Raw genomic sequence first — 22094 nt, 5'->3', positions numbered from 1 at the left:
CGCCGTCTTCTCTTAATTTTTACAGAGATGATCTTATTTTGAGGTACTTTTATGAAATCATTAGTTAAAGCGAAAAAGGAACCTGGCATCTGGATGGAAGAGGTCGCTATACCTGAATATGGCGTCAATGATGTATTGATTAAAGTTAAAAAAACAGCAATTTGTGGTACTGACATTCATATTTACACCTGGGATGAGTGGGCACAAGCGACTATCCCTGTACCCATGACTGTAGGGCATGAGTTTTATGGTGAAATTGTTGCTGTAGGCCAAGAGGTGCAGGGACTTCATGTAGGTCAACGTGTTTCGGGTGAAGGACATTTAACCTGTGGTTTTTGCCGAAATTGCCGTGCAGGCAAACGCCATCTTTGCCGTAATACCTTGGGCGTGGGCGTCAATAGACCAGGATGTTTTGCAGAATATTTATCCATACCTGCGACCAACGTTATTGTTCTTCCTGATAATATTACTGGAGAGCAGGCTTCGATTCTTGATCCTTTTGGTAATGCAACGCACTGTGCCTTGGCTTTTGATGTAGTCGGAGAAGATGTATTGATTACTGGGGCTGGACCTATTGGTATTATGGCCGCCGCTATAGTAAAGCATATAGGTGCACGTCATGTCGTTATTACTGATGTCAATGATTACCGTTTGGATTTGGCTCGTAAAATGGGGGGCATTCGTGCAGTAAATATTAAGTCTGAAAAACTGTCCGATGTCACTGCAGAACTAGGAATGCTCGAAGGTTTTGACGTGGGTTTGGAAATGTCAGGAAATCCCATGGCTCTAAATGACATGATGAAAGCAATGAATCATGGTGGGCATGTCGCTTTGTTAGGTATCCCTCCCCAAGAAACAGCCATTGATTGGAATCAGGTTATTTTTAAAGGATTAGTGATCAAGGGTATTTATGGTCGTGAAATGTTTGAAACATGGTATAAAATGATTGCTATGTTACAAAGTGGATTGGATATTTCACCGGTGATAACACACCGTTTTCCAGTTGATGAATACCAACATGCATTTCAAATTATGGCATCAGGCCAATCAGGCAAAGTCATTCTTGAGTGGTAGGTATTGAATTGCAGTAATGTACATTAAGGTTATATCGAGTATTATTCTCGGGTTATGGCTGTGTGCTACTGGTATAAAGTTAAGAAAATCCCCTTTCTCACTTATGGGAGAGGGGAAGGGAACTTTTACTTGACGAGCAGTACAACCATGCCTCTACCCAAGCCACAAAAGCAGTTTTAAAAAGATGGAGTAGTTATGTCACAATATATTTTTACCATGAATCGCGTCAGCAAAATTGTTGAAAATCAGCGGTTTATTTTAAAAGATATTTCATTAAGTTTTTTTCCTGGCGCTAAAATCGGTGTTTTAGGATTGAATGGTTCTGGTAAGTCCACTTTATTACGCATCATGGCGGGTGTTGATACTCAATATGAGGGAGAAGCAAGACCACAGCCAGGAATTAAAATCGGTTATCTTGAGCAAGAACCTCAGCTCGATCTAAATAAGACTGTACGCGAAGTTGTCGAAGAAGGCGTGAAGGAAATGAAAGAAAAACTTGCACGCTTTGACGAAATCAGCATGCGTTTTGCAGAGCCCATGAGCGATGATGAAATGAATACGTTACTCGCTGAGCAAGGTGAATTACAAAACGATATTGAAGCAGGTGGTGGCTGGGATTTGGACAGAAAACTCGATGTGGCTGCAGATGCATTGCGCTTGCCGGATTGGGATGCAATGGTGGGGCAATTATCAGGAGGAGAGCGTCGCCGGGTTGCTTTATGTCGCTTATTACTCTCCAATCCTGATATGTTGCTGCTTGATGAACCAACAAACCATTTGGATGCAGAATCGGTTGCTTGGTTAGAACATTTTCTTGAAGGTTTTCCTGGTACAGTAGTTGCTATTACTCACGACCGATATTTCTTGGACAATGCTGCAGAATGGATATTAGAGCTAGATCGTGGCGAAGGCATTCCTTATAAAGGTAATTACTCTTCATGGCTTGAGCAGAAAGAAGCGCGCCTGGAGATGGAACAGAAGCAAGAAGATGCACATATGCGTGCAATGAAAGCAGAGTTAGAGTGGGTACGCACTTCACCTAAAGGGCGTCATGCTAAAAATAAGGCACGCCTAGCCCGCTTTGAAGAAATGAATTCCAAAGAATTTCAAAAACGTAATGAAACCAATGAATTATATATTCCACCCGGTGAGCGTTTAGGTGATTTGGTTATTGAAGGGGAAAAAATCAAAAAATCATTTGGTGATCGAATTCTAATTGATAATTTAGATTTTAAACTCCCCAAAGGTGGTGTTTTGGGGATTATTGGTCCTAACGGGGCAGGTAAATCTACTTTCTTGAAAATGATTACTGGTCAGGAAGAGCCTGATGATGGTGTGATTCGTATTGGTGAAACAGTGCAATTAGCATACGTGGATCAGATGCGTGATGAATTAGATCCCAATAAAACAGTATGGCAGGAGATTTCTGATGGTCATGACATAATGCAAGTAGGCAGTTTCCAAATGCCTTCTCGTGCTTATGTTGGGCGTTTTAATTTTAAGGGTACTGATCAACAAAAGAAAATGGGTCAACTTTCTGGGGGAGAGCGTAACCGCGTCCATTTGGCAAAATTACTAAAAAGTGGCGGCAATGTCTTGTTACTTGATGAGCCCAGTAATGATTTGGATGTAGAAACTCTGCGTGCTTTAGAAGATGCGATTCTCAATTTCCCTGGTTGTGTGATTGTAATTTCGCATGATCGATGGTTTTTAGATAGAATTTGTACTCATCTGATGGCTTTTGAAGGTGACTCACAAATAACGTTCATTGAAGGAAATTATACTGATTATGAAGCAGATAGAAAGCGTCGCTTAGGAGATGCTGCAGATAGGCCATCGCGTATCAAATATCGTAAATTGGAGTCATAGGTTTCAAGGTAACTGCCCTCTCTTGCCTACGTTCCCCGTATAGCTCGAGACGTAGGCAAGGGTAAGTAGTTATCAAGTTTTAATTAAGTGGAGATAAAATTTAAATGAATAAGTTGTTTTGGGCAGGTTTGTTATTGTCTGTTGGTGGTTTAACATCCTGTGTTGACTATGATCCCTCTACGTTACTCACTGATGATGCAGGTTATGTGCATCGAACAGTTCATTATACAAAGGATAAACGTGGTCGTGATTATTTTCCTAAAAAGATTCAAGCAACAGGTGAAAGACGCTTTATTTTTGACCCTAAAGTTTCTGCCTGGGCAGCATATGACGAGGAAGGGAATCGCTTATTGACTGGCGGTGGCTCAGCAGGTGTTGATGTATGCGAAGAAAATTCAAATCAATCGTGCAGAACTGTTACTGGAACTTTTAAAGTTTATAATCGAAGAGGGTTTGATTGTAAATCTGGGGAATATCCTGTAGATACTAAAGGCGGTGCAAAAATGCCTTATTGTACCTACTTTTACCAAGGATATACCATCCATGCAGCCTATGAAGTGCCAGAGCACCCATCAAGCCATGGCTGTGTGCGTATTTTCCCAAGTGCTGCCAAATGGTTAAGCGAAAACTTTTTCCACATAGGTACAAAAGTTATTGTATTAGAATATCCTGATGAACCGGGTGCTAATAAGCCTACTTTGCCTAATAAATTAGGTTAAAAGAAACAGGTTTTATTCATTATAGCCTGGGTGAAGCAAAGCCAAAACACAGGTTTACTTTTCCCCCCAAGGGGGAGAAGGTGTCTCTCAGGGCGGATGAGGGTAAATTAAAGTTACTCCTCACCCCCTCTCCCGAAAACGGGCGAGGGGAGGTCTAAACAAATGTCGATTGCACTATTTATCGCTGCAGGCTACTCACTACATGAAGTTAAGCATTTCCCTTCTCCCCTGGGGGAGAAGGTGCCCGTTAGGGCGGATGAGGGAGCTAATTATGGTCAATAATAGTTAAATATCCTTGTTTCCCCGAAAAACGGGGGGTGTAAAATAATAACTAAGGAGTATTAGGTGGTAGTGAAGGCTGAGTAGAGCGGTTTTCAGGCAAAGTAGGTTGTCCAGGAGTTGCTGGGGTTGGGGTTGCCGAAGGATTTGCAGGAGCAGCGGGTTGTGTTGTTGTAGTTGGAGTTGTCGGAGCTGCTGCAGGTGTCGTTGTTGGTGCCGTTGTAGGTGCAGCTGTCTGATTTGGTGTAGTTCCAGTACCTGGATTCATTGAGTTCGCTGCATTAGGAGCAGCACTTTGTTGCTTTTCCTGAGTCACTGTTCCTCTTGGCGCAGCAATCATTTGGGTAATTCCCAAGTCTCCAGTCATCTTACGGCCTATAGTTAAGTCCACACTGAGTAATTGGGTTACCTTTTCTTTATCATTCTGATAAACCACTTGTAAAGGTAAATTAATTTTCCATTGATTGTCTTTTGCTTCAGTTACAACAACTTGTCCGTCTACTTGACTGCTCACGGTGAGTTTTTGGGATTTTATCGCTTCCAAATTACCCGATTTCTGCAAAGCAGTATTAAAACCAGTCCAACCTTGCTCTGTGAAACAAGCTTGTAATTTTTGTAATTGAGCATCTAAGTTGGTTGGATTAAAGTCAAATGCTTGGGTGACCGCTTTTGTGGCCCATTGCATGACTACTGATTGATCAATTGTTTTGGTTTCAGGTGGGATTTTGTACTCACAATTGATGGGGGCTGCCGGTGCTGCAGCAGGATGTACTGATGGCAAATTTTGTCCGGGTGGTGTTGGTGTAGCAGGAACTGGTTTTAGAGCACTTGGAGTTTGAGGTGGTGGTGTGACTGGCTGAGTGTTTTCAGCATGAACTTGAGTACCAAGTAAAGCAAAAAGAGTACCCCAGAGTAATGTGTTCTTCATGAAATTAACTCCTTAAATAGTATGTAGCAATTCTGCGATAATAAGAGCCGCTAGTCTAGCAGTTTTTTGTTCTTGATCCAAAGGGGGTGACAGTTCAGCAACATCAAAACTAACTACTTTGCCACTTTGAATGATGTATTTCAAGAGCGGTAAAATTTGCCACGGGGTTAATCCGAGTGGTTGTGGTGCACTAACGCCAGGAGCAAAAGATTCTGCTAAAACATCCAGACAAAGTGTCACATAGATGTGATCTAGATTCAGCATAAAATCATCGAGAAAAGCTAAATGCCATGCTAAGCTGTTTGCATACAATTCTTCAGCAGTCAGATAATTGACATTAAGTTCATTAGCGCGCTCAAAAAGAGAGGGGGTATTGCCTAATTTTTGGATCCCCAAGCAGCAATAATTAAAGGGTTGGTTGTTTTCTTTACAATACGCTGCGATTTGTGAAAAAGGAGTTCCTGAGGTGCCTGGTTGATTTTTTTGGTGTGGTCTTAAATCAAAATGCGCATCAAAATTAATAATTCCCAGCTTGCTGTAATGGGGGGCTAAACCTTGATAATGTGCCCAAGCAATTTCATGGCCGCCACCCAAGGCAACCGTTTGATGCCCTTGTTGATGACAAAAACTGATTAGATTGGCAAATTGAGCTTGAGCAGTTTCCAGTTCATCTTCCTCGCAAAAAATAGTCCCTAGGTCATAAAATTGTTTATCTAAAGAGCAAGGTAGTTTTGCTAATTGCGTTTTGATTTGATCTGGTCCTAATTTTGCTCCTGGTCTTCCCATATTTCGGCGAACACCCGCATCACTGGCAAAGCCAAGGAAAACGGTTTTTTTCTCTTTAGTAATGAGCTCAGTTTGTTGTACTGGAAAAATGATTTTTTGAAAGAACCGTTCAGCACTTATCGTATCCTTTCTACCTTGCCAGAGTGAAGGATTGGCACGTTGGTAATTGGAAAGATGTTCAAACATTAAATTCTCCCTAATCATTAATTAATTCTTTAAGAATCTACATAAAAAAGAGACTTAAGTGCAATTGATACTCAGCACTTTAGAAAAGTTTTCATTATAAGTCACGGAACAACTTTCGGTTCCATGAGGAATTTTTTGAATTAATTGAATTTTAGTATGTGTATATTCACAAGCTACCCAGATTTCTTGTTTATCAAATGACCAAGTTAATTTTTTTACTTTTGAAACTTCAGTGTCAGGAGCTAGACTGGCTTGTTCTTTAGGGTGTCCTGAATAAAATGTGACGCGATCAAAATGATGAGTACTATTCCAATCATCCTGAAATGCCTCCCATGCTTTTATATCATGTTGTAAAGACTGAGTCGTTTGTATGGTTTCTGGGCAATGTATCGCTGTTGCGGATGCTGAATCACAAAAGACAATACACCCCCAAAAAAAGTTGATCCAAATAAAAATTCTCATAAATTGCACCCCAGAAATTTTTGCTTAGTATACCATGCTGATTATTGTGTCCAAAGATCGATCACTTCCTAGTCTAATTCCTTGTTTGCCATCTGCCTTAAAGTGTTGCGATCAATCTTTCCAGTAAAGCCATAGGGCAATTGGTTCATGAGAATGACTTGATATGGACGTTTGGTGGGGGGAAGTGACGCATGAGCAAAATCCATCAATGTTTGGGCCTGCAAGTGATTGTCTTTAATTTTAAGAACCACATAGACAATAATTTTATCATCATTTGCTTTATTTTTATTGGGTAATGCAATTGCAGCGGCTTCCTTAACTGCACTATGTTGATAAAAGATATTTTCAATCTCACTAGGAGAGATAAGTTCTTTTCCGCAGCGTATAATATCTACTTTACGACTTACGAACCAGTAGTATCCTTGTTTATCTCGATATGCTAAATCCCCTGTATGCAACCAGCCATTTTTTATCGTTTTTGCTGTTAAATCAGGATCTTGCCAATAGCCTGAACACATACTTTCGCCATGAACAATAATTTCTCCAGTTTGATGTGGATTTAAAATGAGTTCACCTTTTTCATCAATTAAGCGCATGTCCATACCTTCTATAGGAAGCCCAATTGATCCAGTTTTCTTTTTTCCATAAGGAGGGTTCATGGAATAGATTTGTAATTCAGACATCCCGCAGCCTTCAGTAATTTCAGCATGAAACAATAGATTAAATTTTTTCTGTAGTGAGATAGGCGTTGAATCTCCAGCAGAAAAACAAAAATCAAGGGTGTTGATTTCGTAACCTAAAGATTCCGCATGATTAATGAGCTCAAGATAAAGCTTAGGAAACCCATAGATTTTCGTAATGCCATAGAGGTGCAGTTTTGTTAATGCATCTTTAGGATTAAAGCTAGGTAACAGGATCACCGTGGCACCTACTGCATGAAAAGGTAAAATTTGTGAACCTAAGCCAATCAAATAACAGATTGGAAACATCACCAAGGTTTGATCCGTATGATTTATCTGAATTTGTCTGAGCTGATTTTGGGTACCTTGACTAAGACTATAGTGAGTGTGTACCACTACTTTGGGTAATCCTGTGGTTCCAGATGTAAAAAAAATTAAGGCAGGTTCTTTGGGCTCGATTGCGATATCAGAGGGAGTGGATATTGCTCTAGGTAATAGTAAATCTTGGAAATTCTTAACTCCGGAATAGCCTGACGATTCCGAGGTGAGATAACATTCATCAATTTCGTTTAATATTTTTTCATCAGCAAGTAGCTGTTGATAATAATGTGCCGTAGTTATAAAAACACGCGCCTTACTCTGTTCCAATACGTAATGAATCAGTTCATTGTTAAATTGAATGTTCACTGGAACGGCTATAGCACCTATCATAAAACAGGCATAGTAACATAAAACGATTTCAATACTGTTTGGTAAAAGAAATGCAATGCGGTCTCCTTGTGAGACTCCTTGTGCTAAAAACGCATCGGCTAGACGGTGAGTTAATTCATCCAGTTTTTTATATGTATAGCTCTGTTGATCAATAATCAAGGCAATTTTATCAGGAAACTGCTCCGCTGATTGAGCGAGTAAGGTACTTAATTGATGCATAGATATCCCCATCGTGAGTAGACTATAAGATCATCCAATCAATGGATACCCTAAGCCCTAAGATATTTGAGCTTACATCGATTTATTGCCTACAATCTATAATATAGTTCGTTCATTGGGCAATGCTATGTCTAAAAAAATTTTAATTGCAATTGATGGAAGTGACATCTCAACGCATGCAATGCAAGAAACTGTAAAACTTATGAAAGAAGAGCAAGTTCAATTACTTATTTTACATGTAGTTGAAGTACATTTTATGTTTCCTGGTATTGATTATATTTCGTTGCTCTCTCTTTATAAAAAAGAAGGTCAGATTATTTTAGAGAATGCAAAAAAATTAGTTGCGGCTCAGTCTTTAGTTCAGTGCGACACCAAATTAATAGAACATAATCTATTGCAAGGAAGGATCTCTGAAGCGATTGTTCAGGAAGCAAAAAACTGGTCTGCAGATTTAATCGCACTGGGTACGCACGGACGTCGAGGTTTTAATCGATTATTTTTAGGTAGTGTTGCCGAAAACACCGTCCGCATTGCTACAAACCCTGTGTTACTTGTTCCTCCACAAACGATAAATTGATAATTCTTTACCTACCTGAGTTTTGCTTTATCGACTCTTGTTCGCCATCAAATACGCATAAAATTATGCCAAGTTTACTCAATGTCTGGTATTATTCGTCCATGGCAAATAAAAAGAGTAAGAGGGTATTGTGATTGTTATTACCGGTGGAGGCAGTGGGATAGGAAGATCATTAGCTTTTGCTTTGGCAAAACGAGATCAAACAGTCTTAATCGTGGGTAGAAGAAAGCAAGCATTGCAAGAAACAGCCTCTTTTTCTACAAACATTCAATATATTTGCGCGGATGTGTCAACACTTGAAGGTTTGGATTTAATCAAAAATCATTTACAGGATGTGAATCAGGTTCACGCATTGGTTAATAATGCCGGAACTTTAAATCCTTTGACTCCCATAAAGAATATTGAGTCTAAAGACTGGCATCATGCTTTAAATACAAATTTGAATGCTGCTCTTTTTCTTCCCCAAAAGATATACGATAAATTGACTAACGGCCGTGTTTTAAATATTGGTTCTGGAGCTGCCCATTACCCGATCAGGGGCTGGACCGCATATTGTGTGTCTAAAGCTGCTTTATCCATGCTGACCAAATGTTGGCAGTTGGAATCTGATTCAGTTGCTTTTGCTAATGTAATGCCCGGTATAATTGATACCCACATGCAAGCGATTGCCCGAAGTGATGATAATCCTGATTATGAACGAATTAATTTTTATAAGCGATTGAAAGAGGAACATCGTTTGGTGTCCCCAGATACAGTCGCAGAATTCTTGACTTGGCTCTTATTGGATGTGGACAAGAAAACCTATGTTTCTAAAGAATGGGATATCTATGACACAAAACACCATAAAGCGTGGCTCAAGGCACCTCATCAAGTTCTTCATTGGGATTTTTAATGGTTCCTTGTGACAAATTACTATTAAATGCAACTACTATTGATGCTCAGGGAAATCAATTACTGCAGCAAGCAATTGCAATTAAAAATGGCCTGATTGCCTGGTCTGGACCACAGACAGAATTGCCTACAGAATTTTGTAAGTCATTGCATGAAGAAGATTGTCAAGGACAGTTGATTACCCCTGGCCTTATCGATTGCCACACGCATTTGGTCTATGCAGGAAATCGCTCCACCGAATTTCAAATGAAATTAGCTGGAGTGAGTTATGCTGAAATTTCTAAAGCAGGTGGTGGGATATTATCTACAGTCCATCAGACTCGCGCTGCGTCGGAGGATGAGTTAATCAAACAATCGTTGCCCAGAATTCTTGCGTTATTCGCAGAAGGTGTGACTACGGTTGAGATTAAATCAGGTTATGGGCTGGATTTGGCCAGCGAATTAAAAATGCTACGAGTAGCCAAACGTTTGGGCGAGTTAACGGGTTTAAGGGTAAGAAAAACATTCCTTGGTGCGCATGCAATAGGCCCCGAATTTAAAGGAAACAGCCAAGCATACATTGATGTTCTTTGCCAAGAAATGTTGCCCGCATTATCTGAAGAAAATTTAATAGATGCTGTGGATGTATTTTGTGAGAATATTGCCTTCTCATTAAAACAAACTGAGCAAGTTTTTATTGCGGCGCGGGAATTAAATCTACCTATAAAATGCCATGCAGAACAATTATCTAATCTTGGAGCAAGCCAGCTTGCTGCAGAGTTTGGTGCCTTGTCTTGTGATCATCTGGAGTTCCTGGATGAGAAAGGAGCCTATGCTATGGCAAAAACAAATACGATTGCTGTTTTGCTTCCTGGTGCTTATTACTTTCTGCGTGAAAAGCAAAAACCACCCATCGATCTATTGCGACAGGCTGGTGTAGGAATGGCAGTTGCCACTGACTGTAATCCGGGCTCCTCGCCAACTACTTCATTACGTTTGATGATGAGTATGGCCTGCCAATTTTTTTCATTATCTGTGCCTGAAGCATTGATGGCGGTCACCAGTCATGCTGCAAGAGCATTAGGTTTGCAAAAAGAACTGGGAGCAATTGAGAAAGGCATGAACGCCGATTTGGTATGGTGGTCTGTTAATGACAGTGCTGCTCTTTGTTATTATTTTGCTTATCCCTTACCTCATCGTACGATGATTGCAGGGGAGTGGGTGTCTCCAAAGGATAACTATTAGGAATAAAATATGCTGAAATCACTAAAAACAATTCTTTCTTTAAGTATTATGGTATGTTCTTTTACTGTTTGGGCGGTGAGTCCAGTATCAGTCAAAAAAGAAACATCTGTCTATATTATTGATATCAAGTACCCCCAAGGGTTTAAGGATGCGCGGATCAATGCCGCAGTGCAAGCCTTTATTGAAAAAACTAAAAAAAGCTTCCTTAAAGAAATTGCTGACGATGCAGATATTCCTGCTGATGCACCAGGAAAATCAGGGTTAAATGTCACTTATTCTTTGCCTTTTAAAACCAAAAAAGCTTTAAGTGTATCTTTTAATATTTCTATTTATCATCGAGGAGCTGCGCATCCATCCAATACGGTAGCGGTATTGAATTTCATTGATGGTCGTCAGGTTGAATTAGCCGATTTATTTCGTCCTGAAGTAAATTATTTAAAACCTATTGCGAATTTTTCTAATAAAAAAATCAGTGGAAAAGGTTTTTCAGATCAAAAATGGATTGATGAGGGAACTAAGCCTATAGATAAAAATTATAAAATCTGGTCTTTTTCCCCCCAAGGAATAAATGTCATTTTCGATACCTATCAAGTCGCCGCATATGTATACGGACCTCAAACTGTAAAAGTACCTTTATCACAGATTTCTTCTTTAATTAAGCCTGAAATAATGCACAATGTTTGGGGTCGTTAATGGCTGATACTCCTTTTATAGCTGCCGATAAAAAGGTAGCTGAACTTTCTTTGAGGGTTGTTGTGCTGGCCATAATACTTACTGTATTACTGGCGATGTCTAACGCATATCTTGCGTTGAAGTTGGGAATTTTAACTTCGGCATCAATTCCTGCTGCAATTATTTCTATGGGTATTCTGCGTTTTTTTAAAAACTCCACCATTCTCGAAAATAATGCGGTGCAAACTGCTGCTTCTGCAGGTGAAGCTGTTGCTGGGGGGATTGTTTATACTATTCCAGCTTTGATTATTATTGGTTTTTGGAATCATTTTGATTACCTCACTAATTTTTTTATTGCAGTATGCGGTGGTGTTTTGGGGGTATTATTTTCCATACCGCTTCGTCGTATTTTAGTTCATGATCCCTCTTTAAAGTTTCCAGAGGGGCGTGCGATTGCGGAGGTTTTAAAATCGTCAGTTGAAAAAACAGGGATTAAGGACATATTAATTGGCGGTGCTGTAGGTGGACTCATTGAATTATTCCAAACTGGATTTAAAGTAGTCGCGAATAGCTGGGGTTATTGGTTTGTGATACAGCGCTCCCTATTTGGTCTTGGTGCTGGCTTTTCCGCTACAATGATAGGTGCTGGTTATCTGGTTGGCCATGATATGGCAATCAGTATTTTTTTGGGGGCAGTGATCTCTTGGTTAATCGCATTACCTGTAGTCAGTCAATTTTATCCTGAATTTGTAAGCCATTATCCTGCAGAGCAAGCAGCATCTATTTTATGGAATAGTGAGATGCGTTATCTAGGGATAGGTGCTATGTTGTTTGCAGGTGTGTGGACTTTTTTAAAATTAGTGAGACCCCTTTCCACAAGTATCCAAATTTCATTGAAATCCTTTATGTCTAAAGGTAATAAAGACATTCAACCTGTGCGCACAGATCAAGACATACCGTTACCTTATATTTTGATTGGCACCGGTGCGTTAGCTGCCATCTTGTTTCTCTTTTTCCAACTGGTTCTGCCGCTACAGCAAGTGGGACTGGATAATGAATATTCACCGACCCTAGTTTTTCTGGCGGTTATTTATGTTTTGTTTATAGGGTTTATTTTTTCTGTTATCACCGCCTATTTTTCAGGTATGGTGGGGGTTACAGCCAGCCCTGGTAGTTCTGTTGTCATTTCAGGAATGCTTTTTGCTGCATGGTTGTTATTGGTTGCTGTGGATCATCTATTACCTTTACCGTTAAAGACAGAACAAATTCAGGCGGCTGAAGCCATTACAATCATGATTGGTGCTGTAGTAACCGGGATAGCCGCGATTGCCAATGACAACACTCAAGATCTCAAAGTAGGGCAATTGGTTGGTGCAACCCCGTGGAAACAACAATTGATGCTGTTGCTTGGGGTAGTGATTTCTTCATTGGTTATTCCTCCGGTAATGCAGTTGCTGTTTAATGTGTATGGGATTGCAGGGGTCATGCCTCATGAGGGTATGGATATAAGTCAATCTTTGCCTGCGCCAACAGCGGCTTTAATGGCGGCGATTACTGAAGCGGTGTTTCGAAATTCATTGCCATGGACGATGATGTTGATTGGTTCGGCAATTATTCTACTTATTGTTTTCGTCAATTATTTTTTGCGCTTAAGTCGTTATTTAAATTTATCCATTTTAGGCGTTGCGATAGGAATGTATTTACCACTTTCCTCTTCGTTTCCACTTTTTATTGGCGGGATGATCGCACTATTTGTAAAAAGACGTTTAAAACGCACGACTCCTATTGAAGAGGAAGCAATAACCCGCAAACAAAAAGGGACGCTTATTGCTTGTGGATTGGTTGCCGGTTCTGCAATTATAGATGTATTGCTGGCCATTCCTTTTTCGATTTTTCAAAGTCCTGATGCGTTGCAAATAGTCGGGCCAGAATGGAAGAACATCGGTGTTTATTTAGGAGTTTTAACCACTTTATTACTTGCGTGGTGGATCCATCATCGAGTTGTTAAATATAAATAATTCAAAGATTCGTGTCATAAAATTAAGAGTTTCATTTCCCCGTCAGTCCCGAGCATAGCGAGGGATTTCTTCATTCGGGATGACTGCAGTTGAGAGAAGATGCCCAGAAGGGGATGAGAGGATTGGCGGTAGCCAATGAGCCCTCATCTCAGCCCCTCTCCAACGAGTGGGAGAGGGGATTTTGATTACAGTGACTCGACCCTGATTTTATGCTCTAACAGTTTTTCTTTAGTTTGTTGTGCTTGTGCTAATTTTTCCTGTTCTTTAGCGATAATTTCTGCTGGGGCTTTATCTGTAAATTTAGGATTATTTAGTTTTCCTTCAGCAAGACTAATGTCTTTATCCAGTTTACCTAACTCTTTGTTCAAACGTGCCAGCTCAGCTTCCTTATCGATTAAATCAGCCATAGGAATGAGTAATTCGATTTCACCTAACACAGCAGTCGCTGAGACAGGTGCTTTCTCATCTGCTCCTAAATAATGAATATCACTTAATTTACTGAGTGCTTTTAACGTGTGTTGATATTTTTCTACTCGGTCTTTCAGCACGGGCGTCACGTTACGAATATAAAGTGGAATCAGCTTGGCAGGTGAAATGGACATTTCACTGCGTATGGTGCGCACCGCTTGAATTGCAGATTTTAACCATTCTAACTCCTCTTCAACGGTATCATTGATGAACTCAGGATTTATTTGTGGATAAGCACTGGTCATAATGCTTGCACCGTTCTCGCTGGTTAGCTTTGATGTACGCTGCCAAATTTCTTCTGTAATGAATGGCATTAACGGATGCAGCATTTTAAGAATTTGATCCAGCACATGAATTAAGGTTCTACGTGTACCTCGCTTCAAAGCGCTCAGTGCATGTTCATCTTGTAATACTGGCTTAGATAACTCCAAATACCAGTCACAATATTCATGCCAGACAAACTCATAAATTGTGCTTGATAATAAGTCAAATCTGTAGGTTTCAAAATAATGATGTACTTTGCTAATAGTACGTTGCAAGCGTGATAAAATCCACTGATCTGCAGGAGTATACTGAAATGCTCCATCATCGAAATCCATTAGATCTTCATCAGTATTAAGTAATACATAACGAGCAGCATTCCATAGTTTATTACAAAAATTGCGGTACCCCTCAACGCGACCTATATCAAAGCGAACATTACGTCCTGTTGATGCGAGAGAGCAATAAGTAAAGCGAAGGGCATCTGTTCCATAAGCGCTGATACCATCTGGGAATTCTTTACGAGTGTTTTTAATTATTTGATCACGAACTGAAGACAACATTAAATTAGAAGTTCTTTTTTTAATCAAGGATTCGAGATCAATTCCATCCACTATATCCAAAGGATCAAGGACATTACCTTTAGATTTGGACATTTTGTGTCCTTCACTGTCCCGTATTAAGCCAGTAATAAAGACTTCTTTAAATGGAATTTTCCCAGTAAATTTCAAGCCCATCATGATCATGCGGGCGACCCAGAAAAAGATAATATCAAAGCCAGTAACGAGCACTGAAGTTGGGTAGAACTGTTCTAACTCGGGAGTTCTTTCGGGCCAGCCTAAAGTAGAAAAAGGCCAAAGTGCAGAAGAAAACCAAGTATCGAGAACGTCTTCATCTTGTTTTAATGTGGTTGAATCTTTAATTTTATATTTAAAACGAACATCATTTTCACTATAACCCACATACACATTGCCATTGCTGTCATACCAGGCAGGGATTCGATGCCCCCACCATAATTGACGACTAATGCACCAATCTTCAATGTTATCCATCCATTGAAAATATGTTTTGCTCCAGTTTTCCGGAATAAAGCGAATTTCACCATTTTTTACCGCAGCTATTGCTGGTTCAGCCAATGGTTGCGTTTTGACATACCATTGATCGGTTAGCAGTGGTTCGATAATGACATTGGATTTTTCACCACGAGGTACTTTGAGTTTATGCGGTTCTGTTTTAACTAATAAGCCTGCCTCATCCAGATCTTTAACAATTTGTTCACGAGCGATGAATCGATCCATGCCTTGATATTTGAGCGGCGCATTCTTATTAATAGAGGCCTTTTTAGTTAGGATATTTATGACCGGAAGATTATGACGCTTACCCACTTCATGATCGTTGAAGTCATGGGCAGGGGTAATTTTAACGCAGCCACTGCCAAACTCTTTATCCACGTACTCATCAGCAATGATAGGAATGGTTCGATCACAAAGAGGCAGATGAACTTGCTGTCCAATCAGATGTTTGAAGCGAGGATCTTCAGGATGTACCGCAACTGCAGTATCCCCCAACATCGTTTCAGGTCGGGTGGTAGCAACAATCAGCGATTCAGTTGAGTTCACAATTGGGTAGCGAATATGCCAGAGAAAACCATCTTCCTCTTCAGAAAGCACTTCAAGATCAGATACCGCAGTACCTAATTTAGGATCCCAATTCACTAAACGGGTTCCACGATAGATCAGTCCTTCATCATAGAGTTGTACAAATACTTTTTGTACGGCAGCTGACAACCCTTCATCCATAGTAAATCGTTCCCGATTCCAATCTACAGATGCCCCCAAACGTCGCATTTGTTGGGTTATGGTATTACCCGATTCATTCTTCCATTGCCAAACCTTCTCTAGAAATTGTTCACGGGTAAGATCTTTCCTGGAGATTCCTGAAGCTTCGAGTTGCCGTTCAACAACCAGTTGCGTTGAGATACCGGCATGGTCAGTGCCAGGTTGCCATAGCGTTTTATCACCTAACATGCGGTGATAACGTGTTAAAGCATCCATAATGGTATGCTGAAAACCATGTCCCATATGCAAGCTCCCCGTGACGTTAGGAGGGGGAAGCATAATGCAATATTTTTTACCGTCACCATGCGGTTGGAAGTAATGATGATTTTCCCAATTCTTATAGCATGCTTTTTCGATTGCTTCAGGGGAATAGACTTTATCCATAATTGAACCTGTACTGATAAAAGCGAAATACTACCATAAATTCCGTCATAAGTTGAGCCAGTAAGGCTATCAATAGTGCGAAGTAAAATAATTTTGTAATTGATATCTCTTTTTAATTTCCTCATGTGAGTCATTCACATGGTCTAGTAATTAATTCCCTAATCAAAAGCATATGTTGTATCAAGGGTCCCGGGTTACGGCTTCGCCAAACCCAGGCTACATTTTTAATGTTTTTGATCAGGTACTTGTACATCAGGAATTTTTGCTTCATCGAACTGAGGCTCAGATGCTTTTGAGCGATGATCTTCTGCGATGTAGGTATACAAAGTGGGTACTACAAACAAAGTGAAACCTGTTCCAATCAACAAGCCCGTTGCAATAACTAATCCTATATCAAAACGACTTACTGCTCCTGCACCACTGGCAATGAGTAAGGGGAGTACACCAAATACCATCGCTGCAGTAGTCATGAGAATAGGTCTCAAACGAATTCCCGCAGCTTCTTCTACGGCTGCTCGTTTATCCAGGTTTTTCTCACGTTGTAAATGGTTGGCAAAATCAACGATCAAAATCCCATGTTTGGAGATTAATCCAATGAGGGTAATCAGGCCTACCTGGGTATAAATATTGATACTTGCCAATCCTAAATTCAGTGGAATTAATGCCCCGCAAATAGACATGGGCACACTAATTAACACAATTAACGGATCGCGAAAGCTTTCATATTGAGCTGAAAGTACCAAGAAAATAATAATGATCGCAAAGACAAATGCAAATAAGAGAGCGCTTCCCTCTTGCATAAATTGTCTTGATTCGCCGCCATAGTCGTAAGCGAAGCCTTTAGGTAAGGTATCATTGGCTGCTTCTTGTAAAAACTGTAAACCCTCTCCTAGTGTTTTTCCAGGCATCATTACTGCCTGAATGGTTGCTGAATTCATTTGTTGAAAATGTGAGGCCGCATTCGGTGCGGTTTTTTCTACAGCAGTCACCACAGTTGAAAGAGGAACCATTGTCCCATGAATACTTTTAACATATATTTGCCCTAATTGTTCAGGGTTCATGCGAAATGAACGGCTTAATTGGGGAATTACTTGGTAACTACGGCCTTCAAGGTTGAAGTAATTGACATAATTACCCGACAAAGCGCTGGTTAAGCTGCTTCCCACAGCTTGCATATCTAACCCCATTTCAGACGCTTTAGAGCGATTAATATCCAATATAATTTGTGGTTTATTAAATTTGAGTGAATTATCTACATAAATAAATAAGCCACTTTTACGCGCTTTATCGGTAAGCTTATTGGAAACGTCTAATAAGCTCTGAAAGTCATTCGTTGTTTTGATGACGAATTGTACTGGAGTACCGCCTCCGCCCCCAGGTAGAGGTGGTGGGACAATTGCAAAAGCATTTAAACCGGCGACATGTGATAATTTATCTTGCAGTGGTTGCTTTAGAGCAAACTGACTTTTACTGCGTTGATTCCATGGCTTCAATACCATGCCCGAGATGGTTTGGCTGCTGTTGTTTACGGTGAAGTAATTTTCCGTTTCAGGGAAACTTTTATAAATTTCATCAAACGGCTTAGTGAAGGACTCAATATAATTAAGTGTGGCAAATTGTGGGATCATTGCCATAACAAAAAAGAAGCCCTGGTCCTCATCGGGGGCGGTCTCTGCTGAGGTATGGGTGTAGAGATAAGGCAGCATCAAGATAACCACTGCTGCAAAAAACAACATAATCACGCGGGTGTTCAACAAACTATGTAAGGCATTTTGATATTTCAATTTAAGTTTGTTGAAAAAATTATCGAGAAAATGAACAAACTTACCACTGCTAATGTCTTTAGATAACACTCTAGAGCACATCATGGGGGAAAGCGTTAATGCAATGATTCCAGAAATGATTACTGCACTGGCTAAAGTAAAAGCAAATTCTTTAAATAAGGCACCAGTCAGCCCTCCCATAAATCCAATAGGTGCGTACACTGCAGCAAGTGTAATGGTCATTGCAATGACTGGAGTGGCAATTTCACGAGCACCAATCAATGCAGCGTCAAAAGGGGTTTTTCCTTCTTCTATGTGACGATGGACGTTTTCTACAACAACAATCGCGTCATCGACGACCAAGCCAATGGCCAAGACAAAAGCAAGTAAGGTTAATAAATTAATACTATAGCCTAACATAAGCATTAGGGTGCATACGCCAACTAATGAAAGAGGAATAGTGACAATTGGAATGAGCACGGAGCGAATAGATCCTAAAAATAGGAAAATCACTACGATAACAATGAGGCCTGCTTCAATAATGGTATGAGTCACTTCATCTAAAGAAGCTCTAATGAACGCGGTTGCATCATAGACTATTGTTCCTGTTAGGGAAGGTGGAAATTCTTTGATGATTGAAGGAAGAATTTTTCTTACATCACTAATTACCGTCAGAGGGTTCGCCGTTGGTGTGGGGGTGATGGAGATAAATACTGCTTTTTTACCATTAAAGGTAACCGAGGTATCGTAGTCTTGTGAGCCTAACTCAATTTTGCCCACATCGCGTAAACGGACAATAGACCCTTTATCACTTTTAACAATCAAATTACTAAATTGTGTTGCATCATTCAGATCGGTTTTTGCTGTAATGCTGATTGCAACGTATTCACCTTTAGTATTGCCTGCTGCAGTCAAAAAATTATTTTTGGCAAGTACAGCCGATACATCCGAGGGGGATACACCTAATGCGGCCATTTTCATAGGGTCCATAAAAATTCGCATGGAGTAGGTTGCACCACCTAAAATTTCCGCTTTTGCCACACCATCTACTGTTTGCAGTTGCGGCTGCACGACACGGGTTGCGTAATCGGTAATTTGTTGTGGGGTCATTTCTGTACTATCCAAGCTGATGTACATCAATGCGGTTGAACTATCGGATGTTTTCAATATAACGGGTTGTTGCGACTCTTTAGGCAATTGATTTAATGTTTGTTGTACTTTACTCATCACATCGGTAAAAGCCACCTGAGGGTCAAAGTTTAATTTAATGTTTAGCGTGATCGTGCTTAAACCTTGTGTACTTGAAGAGGTCATATAATCGATCCCTTCTGCACTGGCAACGGCTTTTTCTAGAGGTGAGGTAATGAATCCGGCAATGAGATCGGCATCTGCTCCTGGATAACCGGTCATAATAGTAATTACTGTATTATCCATGCGAGGGTATTGACGAATTTGCATGTTATAAATGGCATTTATTCCAAAAAGAAAAATGAGCAAACTAATTACCATGGCAAGTACGGGCCGTTTGATAAAAAGATCGGTAAACTTCATAACTATTCCTGATTAAAAAATTTTGTAATAGGTAAAAATGCAATTTGGTTGCATTGTAGCTGTGCCCGGGATCTATCGTCACCATCCTCAGTAAAACGAGGACTCTCTACACCGAAGACCGTGTTGATAAGAGATCCTTCGTAGCATTCAGGATGACGCCCGGTTACAGCAACTGGTTTTATTGTCCTAAGAGATCCGGATTACTGACTTCATTGAGTTTGACCTCATTATTGATCACAACAGGCGTACCATTTTGTAATTTTATTTCACCGGCACTCACCACCAACTGTCCTGCCTTAACTCCTTTTTTGATGACGGTATAATTTCCATGTTGTTCACCTGTGCTAACAAAGACACGTTTCACCGTAAGCAGATCAGAACCGTCTGGATTTTTCTTCCCTTCCGCATTTTTCTCAATGATGTACACGGCATTACCGTATAAGCTATAGGAAATAGCAGTAGAAGGAACAATCACTGTATTGGGTTCAGCAGGTTGGCTGATTTCAATCGAAGCAAACATCCCGGGAACAAACGTAAAGTTACGAATTTTATTTTGGCTGTTTAAATCGGTATCGCAAGTGATAATGCGCTTATTTCCCATAGGTTCTTTGCGGATTTTCAATAATGGAGAGTTTTCGGGATCTTTAATCGCTGATGTAGGGCAATTAGCAAGAGTACCCTGAACGAGCATATTGTGGGTGTTGAGATCTACTTTGGAGTTAATCGCATTAACTTTGGCCTCAAAAAGTGCATTAGGAAATCCCTCTACAGAAAATGTAATGGTTTGATTTGGTCGAATACGTTTATAGAGTTGTTCTGGGAGATAAAATTCCAAATACAATGGATCAAGTGATTGCAAAGAAACAATTGTTGTTTGTCCAGGACTAATAAATTGACCTAGATTAACTTGTCGTATACCTAATTTCCCAGCAAAGGGTGCTGTAATATGTTTTTGCTTAATTTGTGCTTGAGTTTGGTCTAATTTTGCTTGGGCTTGTTCGAGATTTGCTTTGGCTTCATCAACACTTGAAATGGGTGAAGCCCCTCGTTTAAATAAATCGTTTTGACGTTGATAACTCAAAGTTTTTAGGGTAAGTTCTGCCTGATTAAACTTTAATACGGCTTGATCCACGCTGTCATCAATAGTAATTAGAGGTGCATCTTTATCAACATATTGCCCTGATTCAAAATCAATTTTTACTACGTTGCCTGATGCTTGAGAACTTACATCGACTCCGTTTAAAGCAACGAAACTGCCTACAGCATTTATAGTGGGCTGCCAATCTACAGCTTGAGCAACAGCGGAAGCGACAGAAACAGCGGGTGGCTGGTAGCTTGCAAAGAAACGCTTAATCATTATTGTCTTGATGAAGTTAAAAGCAATGATCCCACCGAAAACAATCAGTAAGGCAACTCCCATTATGACCATTCGCTTTTTCATTATGCTCCCCTGAAATACTAGGTTCTGTTTCCAATTCGGCTATCATTTTGGCTCAAGCGAGTGAATTGTAAACAGAACAAAAAACGGTAAATTACAAAACCCGCCAAATATACCATGAAAGATGAATATTATTACCCTTATTGTGCTTATAAGCTTCATTTTTATTTATTTCATGGTTATAAAAATATCCTATTGACTAAATACAACACTTTGTTACTATGCAGCTTTCAATAAAGTCAAAGGAGAAACCATGAAGTTGAAGTCCTTGTTATTTGCTCTTTGTTTTAGTTTGATTGGACAAGCTTTTGCAGCAAATGCACATTTGCATCCAAAAGCTACAGAAGCTGATAAAAAGCCTGCTGGAAAATCAATGATGTATCCAGGCTATTGTGAAATTGAAATCATCAATAACAGTATTGACAATGTTCGTGTATACGGTTCTTTTGATGATGCTACTCCCTTAGAGCCTTTTACAATATTCTATTATGATGCACCTCATTACATCAGCTTGTACTACTATGGTTATTGCCATTCTGGTATGAATCTTATGATTCAGGGTCCTTATGGAACTATTTATTCTGGTTGGACTAACGTAAACAGTACAGTACGCATTGTTAATTACCTGAATAAAGGTATTAAGAGTGAGAAAGTTGAAGTTACAGCAAAAAAATAAGTAATTAATAACTTATTTAATGATAGGGAAGTTGCATGCAAGTGCACCTTCCCTTTTTTTTTATGTTTCAGGAGTTGTTCATGAAGCGTTTAATCTCTTGTCTAGTATTCATTCCTTTTTTGACTTCATGTTATATCGTCGAACCCGAATATTATGATGCCGGTTATTATCATTCCGTTCCTCCCCGAGCTGAAATTTATGGTTTCGATGAGCGTCCACATGATTATCGCCATCCTTCTCGTCATTATCGAGGCCATCAACAAACATATGTGGCTCCTAATCAAGCTAAGGTGCATGGACATGGTAATCAGGCACATGAGCATAAGAATCACCGTGAACAAGTGGTTGTGAATAATAAAAATAAAAAACACGAGCATGATAAAGTTAAGATGCTAAAGAAAAAAATCGGGTGGTAAGTTT

The 22094-nt window shown here is 39.9% G+C and carries 17 protein-coding genes; 10 read left to right on the top strand and 7 right to left on the bottom strand.

Features of this window, described 5'->3' with window-relative positions; genetic code table 11:
- The first annotated feature begins 51 nt into the window (after positions 1–51).
- The 3 genes from tdh to ACF8MK_RS00405 all read left to right on the top strand — a co-directional run bounded on the left by tdh (position 52) and on the right by ACF8MK_RS00405 (position 3662).
- On the top strand, positions 52–1074 hold the full coding sequence (tdh, locus tag ACF8MK_RS00415; RefSeq protein ID WP_265702979.1) for an L-threonine 3-dehydrogenase: 1023 nt from the start codon (positions 52–54) through the stop codon (positions 1072–1074).
- A gap of 195 nt (positions 1075–1269) precedes the next feature.
- The gene (gene ettA / locus ACF8MK_RS00410; RefSeq protein ID WP_265702978.1) at positions 1270–2943 is read left to right on the top strand and encodes an energy-dependent translational throttle protein EttA; all 1674 of its coding nucleotides are present in this window, start codon (positions 1270–1272) and stop codon (positions 2941–2943) included.
- 104 nt (positions 2944–3047) lie between these two features.
- Entirely contained in the window at positions 3048–3662 is a 615-nt protein-coding gene (locus ACF8MK_RS00405; RefSeq protein WP_265702977.1) for a L,D-transpeptidase, read from the top strand.
- Between the two features lie 331 nt (positions 3663–3993).
- Here the strand turns inward: ACF8MK_RS00405 and ACF8MK_RS00400 are convergent, their stop codons facing one another.
- The 4 genes from ACF8MK_RS00400 to ACF8MK_RS00385 all read right to left on the bottom strand — a co-directional run bounded on the left by ACF8MK_RS00400 (position 3994) and on the right by ACF8MK_RS00385 (position 7913).
- Positions 3994–4869 carry a DotI/IcmL family type IV secretion protein gene (locus ACF8MK_RS00400; protein WP_392537704.1) on the bottom strand — a complete coding sequence of 292 codons (876 nt, stop codon included), beginning with the start codon at positions 4867–4869 and terminating at the stop codon, positions 3994–3996.
- Positions 4870–4881: 12 nt separating this feature from the next.
- Entirely contained in the window at positions 4882–5841 is a 960-nt protein-coding gene (hutG, locus tag ACF8MK_RS00395; protein WP_392537703.1) for a formimidoylglutamase, read from the bottom strand.
- Positions 5842–5895: 54 nt separating this feature from the next.
- Complete coding sequence (locus ACF8MK_RS00390; protein ID WP_392537702.1) at positions 5896–6303, bottom strand: STY0301 family protein; 408 nt, start codon at positions 6301–6303, stop codon at positions 5896–5898.
- Positions 6304–6371: 68 nt separating this feature from the next.
- A complete protein-coding gene (locus tag ACF8MK_RS00385) occupies positions 6372–7913 on the bottom strand; it encodes a class I adenylate-forming enzyme family protein (protein ID WP_392537701.1) in 1542 nt (513 codons plus the stop codon).
- Positions 7914–8040: 127 nt separating this feature from the next.
- Here ACF8MK_RS00385 and ACF8MK_RS00380 point away from each other — a divergent pair, with 127 nt between their 5' ends.
- The 5 genes from ACF8MK_RS00380 (at position 8041) to ACF8MK_RS00360 (ending at position 13295) form a co-directional block, all read left to right on the top strand.
- Positions 8041–8490 (top strand): universal stress protein, encoded by a 450-nt coding sequence (locus tag ACF8MK_RS00380; RefSeq protein WP_392537700.1) that lies wholly within the window; start codon positions 8041–8043, stop codon positions 8488–8490.
- 130 nt (positions 8491–8620) lie between these two features.
- Positions 8621–9382: an SDR family NAD(P)-dependent oxidoreductase gene (locus tag ACF8MK_RS00375; RefSeq protein WP_392537699.1), complete on the top strand. Its 762-nt coding sequence runs from the start codon at positions 8621–8623 to the stop codon at positions 9380–9382.
- Entirely contained in the window at positions 9382–10605 is a 1224-nt protein-coding gene (hutI, locus tag ACF8MK_RS00370) for an imidazolonepropionase (RefSeq protein WP_392537698.1), read from the top strand. Before ACF8MK_RS00375 ends, hutI begins: the two co-directional genes overlap by 1 nt.
- Before the next feature lie 9 nt (positions 10606–10614).
- Positions 10615–11298, top strand: a complete 684-nt coding sequence (locus ACF8MK_RS00365) for a DUF3298 and DUF4163 domain-containing protein (RefSeq protein WP_392537697.1) — start codon at positions 10615–10617, stop codon at positions 11296–11298.
- The gene (locus tag ACF8MK_RS00360; protein ID WP_392537696.1) at positions 11298–13295 is read left to right on the top strand and encodes an OPT family oligopeptide transporter; all 1998 of its coding nucleotides are present in this window, start codon (positions 11298–11300) and stop codon (positions 13293–13295) included. The genes ACF8MK_RS00365 and ACF8MK_RS00360 overlap by 1 nt, the downstream gene beginning before the upstream one ends.
- Before the next feature lie 185 nt (positions 13296–13480).
- On the opposite strand, the gene ACF8MK_RS00355 is transcribed toward ACF8MK_RS00360, so the two are convergent.
- From ACF8MK_RS00355 to ACF8MK_RS00345, 3 genes are all read right to left on the bottom strand, one after another.
- Positions 13481–16246 (bottom strand): valine--tRNA ligase, encoded by a 2766-nt coding sequence (locus ACF8MK_RS00355; RefSeq protein WP_392537695.1) that lies wholly within the window; start codon positions 16244–16246, stop codon positions 13481–13483.
- A 224-nt stretch (positions 16247–16470) separates the two neighbouring features.
- Positions 16471–19560 carry an efflux RND transporter permease subunit gene (locus ACF8MK_RS00350; RefSeq protein ID WP_392537694.1) on the bottom strand — a complete coding sequence of 1030 codons (3090 nt, stop codon included), beginning with the start codon at positions 19558–19560 and terminating at the stop codon, positions 16471–16473.
- A gap of 178 nt (positions 19561–19738) precedes the next feature.
- Entirely contained in the window at positions 19739–21001 is a 1263-nt protein-coding gene (locus tag ACF8MK_RS00345; RefSeq protein WP_392537693.1) for an efflux RND transporter periplasmic adaptor subunit, read from the bottom strand.
- Between the two features lie 250 nt (positions 21002–21251).
- Here ACF8MK_RS00345 and ACF8MK_RS00340 point away from each other — a divergent pair, with 250 nt between their 5' ends.
- Both ACF8MK_RS00340 and ACF8MK_RS00335 read left to right on the top strand, forming a co-directional pair.
- Positions 21252–21674 carry a hypothetical protein gene (locus ACF8MK_RS00340; protein ID WP_265702964.1) on the top strand — a complete coding sequence of 141 codons (423 nt, stop codon included), beginning with the start codon at positions 21252–21254 and terminating at the stop codon, positions 21672–21674.
- Between the two features lie 80 nt (positions 21675–21754).
- Positions 21755–22090: a hypothetical protein gene (locus ACF8MK_RS00335; RefSeq protein WP_392537692.1), complete on the top strand. Its 336-nt coding sequence runs from the start codon at positions 21755–21757 to the stop codon at positions 22088–22090.
- The last annotated feature ends 4 nt before the right edge of the window (positions 22091–22094 follow it).

It is taken from the genome of Legionella sp. 227, from assembly GCF_043161935.1.
Taxonomy (GTDB): domain Bacteria; phylum Pseudomonadota; class Gammaproteobacteria; order Legionellales; family Legionellaceae; genus Legionella; species Legionella sheltonii.
This window is presented reverse-complemented; position numbering and strand designations above follow the sequence as displayed.